Raw genomic sequence first — 11,391 nt, 5'->3', positions numbered from 1 at the left:
CCGGCCCCACGCTGGACACAACGTCCGGACATCGTGCCCGAGTCGGACAGATCACGCGTGGGCGCCGTGCGGGGCGGCGCAGATACTCGATGGACCGCAACAGTCGCACGATCGAACAGTCGTTCCCAAAGCTGCTAGAGGACAAGCATGTCGCTCCTGAAGACCATCGATCCCGATCCCTCCTTCGCACCCCGCGAGTCCGGCCCGCTGATCGAACGCCTGATTTCCGGCGACCCGACTTACAAGACCTGGGCCCAGGACGCCGCCCGCGGGGAAACGATCAATACGGGTGTCTGGGAAGCCACGCCCGGCGAGACGCGCTCGATCAAGGGCGAGATCTTCGAGTTCTGCCACATCCTTTCCGGCGTCGTGGAAATCACGCCGGAAGGTGGCGAGCCGGTGGTCTACAAGGCTGGCGACAGCTTTGTCATGAAGCCGGGCTTCGTCGGTGTCTGGAAGACCATCGAAACCGTGCGCAAGATCTACCTGACCGTGGCGTGACGCCGAGTCGGGCGAGGGACGGTCAAGCCTCTGCTTAGGTCTACGTCTGCTCGTTGGACTGACGGGCGGCCTCGACGACCGCGGTCGGCGGGCGGTGAGGCAGCTGCCCGGCGAAGTGCCCACCCTCGGCCGGCTGTTGGCCGAGATGGCGCAGGCCCGGCGCGACAAGGCCGACACCGCAGAGGCGGAGTACGCGGCCGACGGGCACCCCGTGCGGATCCTGGTGGACTGGGACAAGAACGCCGTCGACGACGAGGCCCTGTATGTGATCAGCGCCTACGAATCCGCAGCGGGCTGAGCGATGCCGTGGCCCGGCCGGACCGGCGACGGCTTGGTCGCCCCAGGACCCACAGAAACCGCTTAACATCACCGTGATGACGAGCAGGACGCCGCCGGTGCAGCGCAGACCCCGGGGAGCGTGGTGGACCACGTGGGCCCGGGCCCTCTGCCCTGCCCTCGCCGTCCTGCTCGCAGCTGTGGTGATGTGCCTGGAGGCCGCGGAACACGGCGACAGCCGTGACCGAACCGCTCTCCTGGCCACCATGACCGACGCTTCCGGCCTGCCGGTGCCGGCAGGCCACCCGGCCGAGCACCACGCCAACCCGGCCGTACACCTGGGCGACTGCCCGACTGGCGACGTGTGCTGCGCTACAGCCGTACACGCGGCAGCCGCGGTACTCGCGGCACCCGTTCAGCCGATGCCGGCGATCCTGCCCCGCATGCCGGATCTCCCTCGGCGGCAGGGCGACCCCGGGCTTCTCGCCCAGCCGCCTCCAGCCACCGGCGCTCCCGACCTTCACGTCCTTCAGGTGCTGCGGACCTGAGCCGGATGCCATGACGCCGTGCGCTCACCCGTGCGCACGCGCTCGAAGACATCCACTCCATCCCCGCACTGACCGCCGTACGGCGGGACGGAAGGACACCAAGTCATGAGCAAGACGAGCAAGAAGGCCGCCGCAACGTCCCGCAAGGCCCGCATGGAGGAGATGCGCCGCGTCGAAAGAGCCCGCGAGCGCCGTAACCGCATCATCACCATCACGCTCAGTGCGTTCATCGTCGCCGGAGTGGCGGGCTTCGGCGCGTACGCCCTGAACAAGGCCAACGAGAAGGACGAGCAGCAGGCCGCCGCGGTGAAGAAGCCCGTACGCGGCGAGAAGACGTGGGACGCGAAGAAACTCGGCCGCGACCACGTCCAGTCCGCCGTCGACTACCCGATGAACCCGCCCGTCGGCGGCGACCACAACCAGGCGTGGATGACCTGCGACGGCACCGTCTACACCAAGGCCATCGGCAAGGAGAACGCCGTCCACTCCCTCGAACACGGGGCGGTCTGGGTGACGTACAACGACAAGGCCGCCGAGGCAGACATCAAGAAGCTCAGCGACAAGGTCTCCAAGACCCCCTACACGCTGATGAGCCCGGTCGACGACCAGCCCGGGACGATCACACTGTCGGCCTGGGGCTACCAGCTCACCGTGGACAAGGCGTCGGACCCGCGAGTCGAGCAGTTCCTGACCAAGTACGTCCAGGGCGCGCAGACTCCTGAGCCGGGCGCCGCCTGCACGAACGGACTGACCCAGACGTGATGGGCACACCCGTCATCGAGCACGACACACCGGACGCCGACCAAGCCGGCCGCGACAGGGTGTGCCCGAAGGACCACGTTGCAGGCTCGCCGCGGCCCGGGAGCAGCCGGGCCGCGGCGAGTAGGTGACCTGCGGGAGGGGCTCAGCTCCCGGTGAGGGAGATGGCCAGGTCCGTGATGTTCAGGGGGAACTTGGACGTGAGGGCGTCGGACACGAGCGTGGCCTCGCCGGTGAAGAGGTTGATGCTGTAGAGGGAAGGCCTGTTGGCGCCGGAGGCGGTGAGAGTGGCGAAGGCGGCGTTGCCGACCGTCTTGCCGCCCGACAGGGTGCTGAAGATGTCCATGCCGGTGTTGACCTGCGCGTCGATGCCGAGGCTGCCGGTCGGTGCCAGCGTGCCGTTGTTGGCCGGGGACTGGATGACGACCTGGTCGGCGGCCGTGTTGATGTCGAACAGCGTGGTCCCGGTGGCTCCGTTGAGGTCGTTGTTCGTGTAGGCGGCGGCGGAGACGCCCTTGGTCGTGCCCTCGATCGGCGGGGTGGTGAGGTTCAGGTCCTGGATGGTCGTGTGGTCGTTGAGGTTGTGCCGCAGATTCTGGCCGTTGTCGCTGATCACACGCAGCCGGTCGGCGGCCGGGTTGAAGTCGACGCCGAAGTTCGTGCCGTGCAGGGTGTACTGGAGCTGGGACACCTTGGTGATCACGACGTCCGCGGTGGCCGGCGGGGTCTTGATCGTGTAGATGCCGCCCTTGTTGCCGACGCCGTACATCAGGCCGTTCTGCACCCGGAAGTCGATGCCGATCAGAGCCGTGTCGCCACTGAGCCCGACAACGTCCCTGACCCAGTCGAGCACGTTCGGCCGGTCGGTGGTGAACGTGGCCATCTGGGTGCCGTCACCTGTGATCCCGAACGCGCGCAGGCTGGGAGTGGCGGCGGGAGCGGCCGAGCCACTGCCCGGCGCGCTCAGCATGAGCGCTGTCGACGTGGTCATGACCGCTACCGCCGCCGCGATTCTCTTTCTCGTTCCTGCTTTCATCGGTGTTTCCCTCCCGTTTGGACAAGCACCATTGAGCGGCGCGCAGATGAGAGATTCCCGTACCGATTCCCGCGCTGATCCGGAGTGATGGCCGGAATGAATGCTGTGGTGTTCCCCCACGGGCTGGTACGCGGTTCCCATTAAGGCCAGTTCACAGTGTCTCCACAAGTGGAACAGGCGATGGGAATGTCCCGATCCAGTGATTTTGCGCACTGTGACAAAGTGCCCCAGACGCGGTCGTCTCCGATGTGCGCAGAGTGATGAATGCCGTCCGGATCTCCCCTGTCGGCTTCTTCGACCGGAATGGCATGCTCGCGCCCATGGGGAGCTTCTTCGCCGAGTTGGCCCGGCAGGCGTCGGCCAACGCGCGCCGGGAGGTCGAGGCGTACGCGCGCGAGATTCCGGAGTTCGGGTACCTGGACACGAACTCCCGGGCGCGGGCCGAGACGCTGGAGTACGCGTTGTGGCTGCGGCGTCGTACGGTCGAACTGTCCCCGGACAACAGCGAGTTGAGCGACGACGACCTCGGCTACATCGCGGCGATCGGCGAGTTGCGGGCCGCAGCGGGGATGCCGCTCGACGCACGGCAGCGGGTCCTGCGACTGCACACCTCACTCATGCTGCGCGAGATCAACGAAGCGACCGAAGCTCAGCGCGGCGTCGGCGTCGACGAACTCATGCGGATGATGAACTGGTTCGCCCCCCAGGGAGAACGCGGTATCCGTGCCTACAGTCAGGGATTCGTGACGGCGCTGCGACACCGTCTGCCGTACGTCGAGCAGGCCGCCCTGCTGGCCAGGTCGCTCCTGAACGGAGACCCCATATCGGCGGAACTCGCTTCGGCACTGGGCATGGAACTGCCCGAGCGCTGCGCGGTGACGGTGATCCGGGTGCCGGACCGTCCCGTCGGCGATCGCGATCTGGAAAGCGAGATCGAGGCGCTGGTGAAAACCCACCACGCGCCGATCACGTGGTGCCCGGGCAGTGGAAGCAGGAGCGGTGAGCTGATTGCCCTGATTCCCTTGCATCCCCCCACACCCCAGGCGTCTCCGGGACCCAGTACAGCCGAGACCGTACAGCCGCACTCCGTACCCGACCTTGCACCCGACCTCTTGCCCGACCTCGTATCCGATCTCGTACGGGACTTCGCCCAGGCTCTCGGTCGCCCCTGCGCCGCCGGCACCGCCACCTCACCGCTGTCCGAGGTTGCCGACGCCCTCGACCTGGCCCGGCGGATCAGCAGGGCGGCGCCGCTGCGACGGGCGTCCGCTCGGCTGCGGCCGCACACCGTGTCGGACGTGTTCGTCGAACTCGCCGTCGCAGACGCGCCGTTCGTCGACGAATGGCTCCACGCCGTGGGCCGGAGCCTGCAGCCCGGTCCGGACCTCCTTGTCACGCTTGACGCGTACTATCGCCACGACATGCACCGCGGCGCCACGGCGGCAGCCCTCAACGTCCACGCCCGCACCCTGGACTATCGCCTCCGCCGGGTGCGGGAGCTCACCGGCATCGATCCCGGCTCGACGCGCGGCGTGCGCATTCTCAGCTCGGTCGTCACGCGGCGCCTGTCGGAGGCGTGGCACTGAACCGGGCGATCATCCAGAGCCGAGATACGTGCCGAGACGGGCAACTGGAGGGTACGCGGTCCCGTTGACCGCAGATCCGATGCTTGGACGTGGCCCGCGAATGTTGGTGACGCATTCTTCCGAAGAACGCGGCGCGCTTTGATTGGCGCGGCGCAACACCGTATGGCTCAGGCTGGAGAGCATCGCAGCGGCTCCGCTGTGGACCTCGTCATCGCCGCCACCGCGGCCCATCACGGCCTCGCTGTCCTCCATGATGACGCCGACTACCGGGCCGTTGCCCGGCACGCGTCCGACCTGACCGAGCACAACATCCATGACGTGGCTTGGCGCAGGCGCGCATGCAGGTCGGCGGAGGTGGTTGCTTTCCCGGCGCAGGCGGACGCCTCGGGTGAGGAGGGTGCGGATGGCGCCGTACGCTTGGGGGGTCTTGCCGGTGCCGGTGGGGTCGGCGATCAGCAGCGACGGGCCCTCGGCGATGCCTGGGCCTCCGGGCCCGGGACGTCCTGCTTCGGCGATCTGATCGGCCCGTGCAGGCCCTTGGCGCGGTGGCGTTCGAGTCCCGCCCGCGAAGTCGTCCGCACAGAACGCGACTTGTCGCAACGCCAGCTCGCCGGCCGCGTCACCGCGCTGGGCCACCCGATGTCCAACACCATGCTGTCCCACATCGAACGCGCCCGGCGCCGATGCGACGTCGACGATCTCGTCATGATCGCCGAGGAGCTTCACGTCTCAGCCCCCGTGCTCCTGTGCGGCTGGCCCACCGCCTGAACTGCCGCCGCCATACCGAGGCTCGTACCCCCTGCCGCTCCAGAACGCTCGCTGGCCTGGATCGCCCCCCGTCCCGACGTGGCGAGCAGAGCGCCTGAAGGAGACCGGCGCCACCACGGTGGCCAAGTCGTACCGCCTGCTGAAGGCCATCCTTCAGACGGCGGGCGACGACGACCTCCTGCGCAGCAACCCCTGCCGTATCCAGGGCGCGGGCAAGGCGGAGGCCGACGACTTCTTGCTCCCGGAGCTGCGTCGCCACCTCCAGTGGTTCGCGGAAAAGGAGGGCGACGGCCTGCTGTTCGTGCGAGAGAAGGGTGCTCCCTTCCGTCGCTCCACCTTCGGGTCCGGTCCGCAACGGGCAAACGGCTGCGGGACCGGGCGTCCGAACCCGTCCACGGCCCGCGCGGCACGCCGCCCGGTGGACCAGTCAGGCGGCGTAGCTGAGCACCGCGGGGCCTGCCGGGGCCGCGGTGGGGGCCACGGTCGCGTGCACGGGACGGGCGGTGCGAACGGTGGGCGCGGCCTGCGCGCGGTTCCGCGTGAAGACGACGAGGCGCAGCACCGTGAACCGCGCGACACCGGCGAGAGCGGAGGCGGACAGGTAGACGACCTGCTCCAGCACCGCACCGGGCGCCGCCACCATCTGCTGCAGGACAAGCATCGCCACGCACGTCACTGCGTATGCGGCCGCCGCGGACCCGGCCGATTGCGCATGCTGGCGCCAGGTCGCGCGCCCGCCCGCGCCGAAGGTGAAGCGGGCGTGCAGCTCGGTGGCGAGGAGCGTGGAGACCACGGTGATCAGGGCGTTTGCCAGAACCCAGGGAATCCAGGAGGCGAGGGCCGCCACGGCGAAGCTGGAGATGATCCCCACCCCGCCGCCGCAGAGCACGAAGCGGGCGAAGGCGGTTAAGGCGGCGGGCGCCGCCTGCTCCTGGCTCTGTGCTGTCTTCATGATCCGCCCCTTCTGATGGCTCACTCCGCGAAAACGCGCACCCCTCGGCCTGCGCGGCCGAGGAGTGCGCTGCCAGTGGCGCCACTATGGCACATTAGTGGTGTCATATCGAGCCTGAATGGCGTCACGGAGAGGCGTCAGTCGCGAAAGCGCAGGCCAGGCACTCGCCACAGCTTCGCCAGTCGCCGCAGGCGTGGTGAGGCCGTGGCGCACGCCAGCGCACCCGCCTGCGTCAATGACGGCTGATGCAGGACCGGGACCGCTCCGGGATTCGCTCGGGCCGACACCGTGCCCCGTCGGCGACTCGGAGGGCCCCTATGCCGCTGGCGGGTCACCTTCTCGCGGCATCCGCATGGCGCCACGTGGGCCACGGTGGCGCCGGGCGGCGTCACCCGGCATCATTCCGCGCTCCCAGAAACGCGTGAGCGTGCATGGCGCCACAATGACTCGGGGCCGCCCTACCCACGTTCTCGCAGCTCAGAGCGATCGTCTTCAAGTCTGCCCCATGTGAGGTGTCACCCGGCCTTGCGTGTGGCGCCATTGCGGTGCCATGATGGCGTCATGGACCTCACCCCGTATGTCGACAACCTCCGCCGCGAACTCGCGGTGGCCGCCGAAGCCGGCGGCGACGAAGCCCGAGAGCTGGCCGAGAGGCTCATCGCGCCCCTGGAGTCGGCGACCCGCCTGACCATGCTCAACGTGCTCTCCGCCGCGATGGACGAGATCACCCGCGAACTCGCCCCCGGCTCGGTCGACGTACGGCTGCGCGGACTCGACCCCGACTTCGTGGTGACACCACCGCCCAGTGACGGCGGGGCCCCCGCGGAGCCGGCCGCGCCCGTCGAACCTCTCAGGGCCCCGGCCCCGACCGACGGCGACGAGGGCGGCACCGCCCGCGTCAACCTACGCCTGCCGGCCCACCTCAAGGCCCGCGCCGAGGAGGCCGCGAGCCGCGAGGGCCTGTCGGTCAACGCGTGGCTGGTGCGCGCCGTGTCGGCCGCGGTCGACGGCGGCGCCCGGCCGCGTACGACGGAGAAGACCCAGACCGTCGGGCAGAGCTTCACGGGCTGGGTGCGCTAGCCGCGCCCCCCACCAGCACCACTTCACCCCCACCACGTCCCACCAGCAGGGACGACCCAAGGACTCAAGAGGACGGGACAGCCATGCCTTCTTTCGACACTCCCGAACCGATCTCGGTCACCGCACGCGTGGAGGCCGGTTCCATCCAGTTCACCGCGAGCGGCCGCCCCGACACCGTCGTCGAGGTGCGGCCCCGTGACCCGAAGAAGGACCTGGACGTACGGGCGGCCGAGCAGACCGAGGTCACCTACGCGGGCGGCGTACTGACCGTCAGGACCCCCAAGGGCAATCTGCTCGGGCTCGGCCGCACCGGCACCGTCGACGTGACGGTCGAACTGCCCGCGGACTCGCGCATCGACATGACCGGCGCCTGGGCCCAGGTGCTCGGCGAGGGCCGGCTCGGCGAGGTCCGCGTGAAGACCTCGTCCGGCGACGTCCGCCTCGACACGACGGGTCCGCTCCAGCTGACCGCGTCGCACGGCTCGATCACCGTGGACCGCATCGAGGGCAGGGCCGAGATCACCACCAGTTCCGGCAGCCTGCGCGTCGGTCTCGTCGACGGCCCCGCAGTCCTGAAGAACTCGCACGGCACCACGACCGTCGACGCCGCGACCGGCGAGCTGCGGGTGAGCGGCGCCAACGGCGACATCGAGATCCGGCGCGCCGAGGACTCGCTCACCGCCACCACCGCCCACGGCACCCTGCGGGTGGGTGAAGTGGCCCGCGGCACCATCCAGTTGGAGACCAATTACGGCGCCATCGACGTCGGCGTCCGCGAGGGCACGGCCGCCTGGCTCGACGTCAGCTCGGGCTCCGGCCAGGTGCGCAACACGCTGACCGCGTCCGAGAGCCCGGAGCAGACCGAGGACACGGTCAAGGTCCGCGCCCGCACCAAGTACGGCAACATCGACGTCCGCCGCGCCAGGGCCTGAGCACCACATCGTCAACCGGCCCCTTCTCCCACTCACTCCAGCCTTCGATCGGAGGGCCCCATGCCTTCATCTGTCATGCCCACGCCCAGGCGGGGTGACGGTCCGCAGTCGTCGGCCGCCGTCTCCACCGTCGGTCTGCGCAAGTCGTACGGCGACAAGACCGTCCTCGACGGAATCGATCTGCGCATTCCGGCCGGGTCCGTGTTCGCGCTGCTCGGGCCCAACGGCGCCGGCAAGACCACCGTCGTGAAGATCCTCTCCACGCTCATCACCGCCGACGGCGGACAGGCCCAAGTCGCGGGCCACGACGTCGCCACCTCCCCGGACGGGGTACGCGCCGCGATCGGTGTCACCGGGCAGTTCTCCGCCGTCGACGGGCTGATCACCGGCGAGGAGAACATGCTCCTCATGGCGGACCTGCACCATCTGTCCAAGAGCGAGGGGCGGCGGGTCGCCGCCGAGCTGCTGGAGCGGTTCGACCTCACCGAGGCCGCGAAGAAGCCCGCCTCCACCTATTCCGGCGGGATGAAGCGCCGCCTGGACATCGCCATGACCCTGGTCGGCAACCCGCGGATCATCTTCCTCGACGAGCCGACCACCGGCCTCGACCCGCGCTCCCGCCACAACATGTGGCAGATCATCCGCGAACTCGTCTCCGACGGGGTCACCGTCTTCCTCACCACCCAGTACCTGGAGGAGGCCGACGAGCTCGCCGACCGCATCGCGGTGCTGAACGACGGCAAGATCGCCGCCGAGGGCACCGCCGACGAGCTGAAGCGGCTGATCCCCGGCGGACATGTCCGTCTGCGCTTCACCGACCCGTCCGCATACCAGCGAGCCACCTCCGCGCTGGGCGAGGTCACCTGGGACGACGAAGCCCTCGCCCTGCAGATCCCCAGCGACGGCAGCCAGCGCGAGCTGCGCTCCATCCTCGACCGGCTGGACTCCGCCGGCATCGAGGCCGACGAGCTGACCGTGCACTCTCCCGACCTCGACGACGTGTTCTTCGCCCTGACCGGCGGCACCGACCAGTCCAAGGAGGCTGTCCGATGAGCACCCCTCTGACTCCCGCCCGCCCGGCCCGGCTCTCTCTCGCCCTGCGCGACTCCTCCACGATGCTGCGCCGCAACCTCCTGCACGCGCGGCGCTACCCGTCCCTCACCCTGAACCTGCTGCTCACACCGATCGTCCTGCTGCTGTTGTTCGTCTACGTCTTCGGCGACGTGATGAGCGCGGGCATCGGCGGTGGCGGCGCCGACCGCTCGGAGTACATCGCGTATCTCGTCCCGGGCATCCTGCTGATGACCATCGGCGGCACCCTGGTCGGCACCGCGGTGTCCGTCTCCATGGACATGACCGAGGGCATCATCGCCCGCTTCCGCACGATGGCGATCCACCGCGGTTCCGTGCTCATCGGACACGTCATCAGCAGCGTGGTGCAGTCGGTCATCAGCGTGACTCTCGTCGGTGCCGTCGGCGTGGCCATCGGCTTCCGCTCCACGGATGCCACGGTCCTGGAGTGGATCGCGGCGTTCGGACTGCTCGCGCTGTTCGCCCTGGCGTTCACCTGGATCGCGGTCGGGATGGGCATGGTCAGCCCCAGCGCCGAGGCAGCCAGCAACAACGCGCTGCCGCTGGTCTTCCTGCCGCTCATCTCCAGCGCCTTCGTCCCGGTCGACGCGATGCCGGGCTGGTTCCAGCCGATCGCCCAGTACCAGCCGTTCACGCCCGCCATCGAGACGCTGCGCGGACTGCTGCTCGGCACCGAGATCGGCAACAACTGGTGGATCACCATCGTGTGGTGCCTGGGCCTGGCGGCGCTCGGCTACCGCTGGTCCAAGGCGGTGTTCAACCGCGACCCGAAGTGACCGCGCGGACTGCCTCCGGCAGTTCGTCCCGCTGGAGGGCGGCATACTCCGACACCGCGTCGGCGTACGCCGCCCCATCGGAGTTGTCCGCCGCCTGCCGGACCCGCGACCGCCCGCACCGTCGGCAGGAACTCGCGCTGTACTTTCGGCGACCGGATGCCGACGTAAGCCGGTCTGTTGGAGGTCTGTGCTCGGTTGGCGACGCCAGTCCCATCCGGGGCAACGGTCCACCAGCGTGAGGAAGTCCCTGGCCTGAAGGATCTCGTGGTGATTGGTGTCGACAAGACCGTCCACACCAGGCAGGACGCCCGTACGAGCTGCGGTTCGTCCTCCACCACGAGCACCCGGGTCATGGGTGTGTGCCTCTCCTGTTGTACGGACTTCACGGTGGCGGAAGCCGACGGAGGAGGAAGGTCCTCGTCTCCGTCGGCTCCTGCTCCTTCAGCTCGTCAGCCCTTGGCCATGAGGTCCTTGAGCGCGATGTTGAGTTCGAGCACGTTGACCCGGGGCTCGCCGATGAAACCGAGAGTGCGACCCTCGGTGTGGTCGTCGACGAGCTTCCGCACCTGGGCGACGGTCAGGCCGTTGCGCTCGGCGACGCGGCGGACCTGGAGGTAGGCGTAGGCCGGGGAGATGTCCGGGTCGAGGCCGGAGCCCGAGGACGTCACGGCGTCGGCCGGGACCTGGGAGGGCCTGACCTCGTGGCCGGCGGTGGAGGTGTCCTCGACCACCTTCGCCTTGGCCTCCTCCACCGACTTGACGAGCTTGTCGCTGTCGGCGGACAGGTTGGTGGCGCCCGAGAGGATCAGTTTGTACTGGGTGTTGACCGAGTTCTCGCCGAGTCCGTTCGCCGGGCGCGGCTGGAAGTAGTCCAGGCTGTAGCCCTGTTGCCCGATGAGGGACGAGCCGACGACCCTGCCGTCCGCCCGGATCTCGGAGCCGTTCGCCTTGCCGGGGAACAGCCCCTGGGCGATGCCGGTGACGACCAGCGGGTAGATGACGCCGGTGACCAGGGTCAGTACGAGGAGGGCGCGCAGTCCCGCTCCGAGCAACCGGGCGGTGTTCACAACGGAGTTGTTCATGGC

The 11,391-nt window shown here is 69.1% G+C and carries 12 protein-coding genes and 2 pseudogenes; 10 read left to right on the top strand and 4 right to left on the bottom strand.

Going from position 1 to position 11,391, the window contains the following annotated elements:
- The first annotated feature begins 147 nt into the window (after positions 1–147).
- From ABFX81_RS08515 to ABFX81_RS08500, 4 genes are all read left to right on the top strand, one after another.
- A complete protein-coding gene (locus ABFX81_RS08515; RefSeq protein WP_086841582.1) occupies positions 148–501 on the top strand; it encodes a cupin domain-containing protein in 354 nt (117 codons plus the stop codon).
- Between the two features lie 94 nt (positions 502–595).
- A complete protein-coding gene (locus ABFX81_RS08510) occupies positions 596–799 on the top strand; it encodes a DUF6174 domain-containing protein (RefSeq protein ID WP_346137856.1) in 204 nt (67 codons plus the stop codon).
- 76 nt (positions 800–875) lie between these two features.
- A complete protein-coding gene (locus ABFX81_RS08505; protein WP_086841584.1) occupies positions 876–1,325 on the top strand; it encodes a hypothetical protein in 450 nt (149 codons plus the stop codon).
- Positions 1,326–1,430: 105 nt separating this feature from the next.
- The gene (locus ABFX81_RS08500) at positions 1,431–2,087 is read left to right on the top strand and encodes a DUF3105 domain-containing protein (RefSeq protein WP_086841586.1); all 657 of its coding nucleotides are present in this window, start codon (positions 1,431–1,433) and stop codon (positions 2,085–2,087) included.
- Between the two features lie 142 nt (positions 2,088–2,229).
- Here the strand turns inward: ABFX81_RS08500 and ABFX81_RS08495 are convergent, their stop codons facing one another.
- Positions 2,230–3,075 carry a DUF4394 domain-containing protein gene (locus tag ABFX81_RS08495; RefSeq protein WP_346137855.1) on the bottom strand — a complete coding sequence of 282 codons (846 nt, stop codon included), beginning with the start codon at positions 3,073–3,075 and terminating at the stop codon, positions 2,230–2,232.
- 365 nt (positions 3,076–3,440) lie between these two features.
- Between ABFX81_RS08495 and ABFX81_RS08490 the strand changes: the two genes are divergently transcribed.
- Positions 3,441–4,706 carry a PucR family transcriptional regulator gene (locus ABFX81_RS08490; RefSeq protein ID WP_346137854.1) on the top strand — a complete coding sequence of 422 codons (1,266 nt, stop codon included), beginning with the start codon at positions 3,441–3,443 and terminating at the stop codon, positions 4,704–4,706.
- Positions 4,707–5,032: 326 nt separating this feature from the next.
- Here ABFX81_RS08490 and ABFX81_RS08480 read toward each other — a convergent pair.
- A pseudogene (locus ABFX81_RS08480) lies at positions 5,033–5,222 on the bottom strand (ATP-binding protein); the annotation flags it as partial.
- 316 nt (positions 5,223–5,538) lie between these two features.
- On the opposite strand from ABFX81_RS08480, the pseudogene ABFX81_RS08470 reads away from it, so the two are divergent.
- Positions 5,539–5,817 (top strand): annotated as a pseudogene (locus ABFX81_RS08470) (hypothetical protein); the annotation flags it as partial.
- Positions 5,818–5,901: 84 nt separating this feature from the next.
- On the opposite strand, the gene ABFX81_RS08465 reads toward ABFX81_RS08470, so the two are convergent.
- Positions 5,902–6,426 (bottom strand): GtrA domain-containing protein, encoded by a 525-nt coding sequence (locus ABFX81_RS08465; protein WP_086841591.1) that lies wholly within the window; start codon positions 6,424–6,426, stop codon positions 5,902–5,904.
- Between the two features lie 561 nt (positions 6,427–6,987).
- On the opposite strand from ABFX81_RS08465, the gene ABFX81_RS08460 reads away from it, so the two are divergent.
- From ABFX81_RS08460 to ABFX81_RS08445, 4 genes are all read left to right on the top strand, one after another.
- Entirely contained in the window at positions 6,988–7,506 is a 519-nt protein-coding gene (locus ABFX81_RS08460) for a toxin-antitoxin system HicB family antitoxin (RefSeq protein WP_086841593.1), read from the top strand.
- An 83-nt stretch (positions 7,507–7,589) separates the two neighbouring features.
- Positions 7,590–8,438 (top strand): DUF4097 family beta strand repeat-containing protein, encoded by an 849-nt coding sequence (locus tag ABFX81_RS08455; protein WP_086841595.1) that lies wholly within the window; start codon positions 7,590–7,592, stop codon positions 8,436–8,438.
- Positions 8,439–8,498: 60 nt separating this feature from the next.
- Complete coding sequence (locus ABFX81_RS08450; RefSeq protein ID WP_346137852.1) at positions 8,499–9,491, top strand: ATP-binding cassette domain-containing protein; 993 nt, start codon at positions 8,499–8,501, stop codon at positions 9,489–9,491.
- A complete protein-coding gene (locus tag ABFX81_RS08445) occupies positions 9,488–10,306 on the top strand; it encodes an ABC transporter permease (protein ID WP_346137851.1) in 819 nt (272 codons plus the stop codon). The genes ABFX81_RS08450 and ABFX81_RS08445 overlap by 4 nt, the downstream gene beginning before the upstream one ends.
- 449 nt (positions 10,307–10,755) lie before the next feature.
- On the opposite strand, the gene ABFX81_RS08440 is transcribed toward ABFX81_RS08445, so the two are convergent.
- The gene (locus ABFX81_RS08440) at positions 10,756–11,388 is read right to left on the bottom strand and encodes a potassium-transporting ATPase subunit C (protein ID WP_086844309.1); all 633 of its coding nucleotides are present in this window, start codon (positions 11,386–11,388) and stop codon (positions 10,756–10,758) included.
- Positions 11,389–11,391 lie beyond the last annotated feature (3 nt).

It is taken from the genome of Streptomyces coeruleofuscus (assembly GCF_039532725.1).
Lineage (GTDB): Bacteria > Actinomycetota > Actinomycetes > Streptomycetales > Streptomycetaceae > Streptomyces > Streptomyces coeruleofuscus.
This window is presented reverse-complemented; position numbering and strand designations above follow the sequence as displayed.

Coding starts and splice junctions, on each gene's coding strand:
- ABFX81_RS08515 (WP_086841582.1), top strand. CDS start 148: ATGTCGCTCCTGAAGACCATCGATCCCGATCCCTCCTTCGCACCCCGC.
- ABFX81_RS08505 (WP_086841584.1), top strand. CDS start 876: ATGACGAGCAGGACGCCGCCGGTGCAGCGCAGACCCCGGGGAGCGTGG.
- ABFX81_RS08500 (WP_086841586.1), top strand. CDS start 1,431: ATGAGCAAGACGAGCAAGAAGGCCGCCGCAACGTCCCGCAAGGCCCGC.
- ABFX81_RS08495 (WP_346137855.1), bottom strand. CDS start 3,075: ATGACCACGTCGACAGCGCTCATGCTGAGCGCGCCGGGCAGTGGCTCG.
- ABFX81_RS08490 (WP_346137854.1), top strand. CDS start 3,441: ATGGGGAGCTTCTTCGCCGAGTTGGCCCGGCAGGCGTCGGCCAACGCG.
- ABFX81_RS08465 (WP_086841591.1), bottom strand. CDS start 6,426: ATGAAGACAGCACAGAGCCAGGAGCAGGCGGCGCCCGCCGCCTTAACC.
- ABFX81_RS08460 (WP_086841593.1), top strand. CDS start 6,988: ATGGACCTCACCCCGTATGTCGACAACCTCCGCCGCGAACTCGCGGTG.
- ABFX81_RS08455 (WP_086841595.1), top strand. CDS start 7,590: ATGCCTTCTTTCGACACTCCCGAACCGATCTCGGTCACCGCACGCGTG.
- ABFX81_RS08450 (WP_346137852.1), top strand. CDS start 8,499: ATGCCTTCATCTGTCATGCCCACGCCCAGGCGGGGTGACGGTCCGCAG.
- ABFX81_RS08445 (WP_346137851.1), top strand. CDS start 9,488: ATGAGCACCCCTCTGACTCCCGCCCGCCCGGCCCGGCTCTCTCTCGCC.
- ABFX81_RS08440 (WP_086844309.1), bottom strand. CDS start 11,388: ATGAACAACTCCGTTGTGAACACCGCCCGGTTGCTCGGAGCGGGACTG.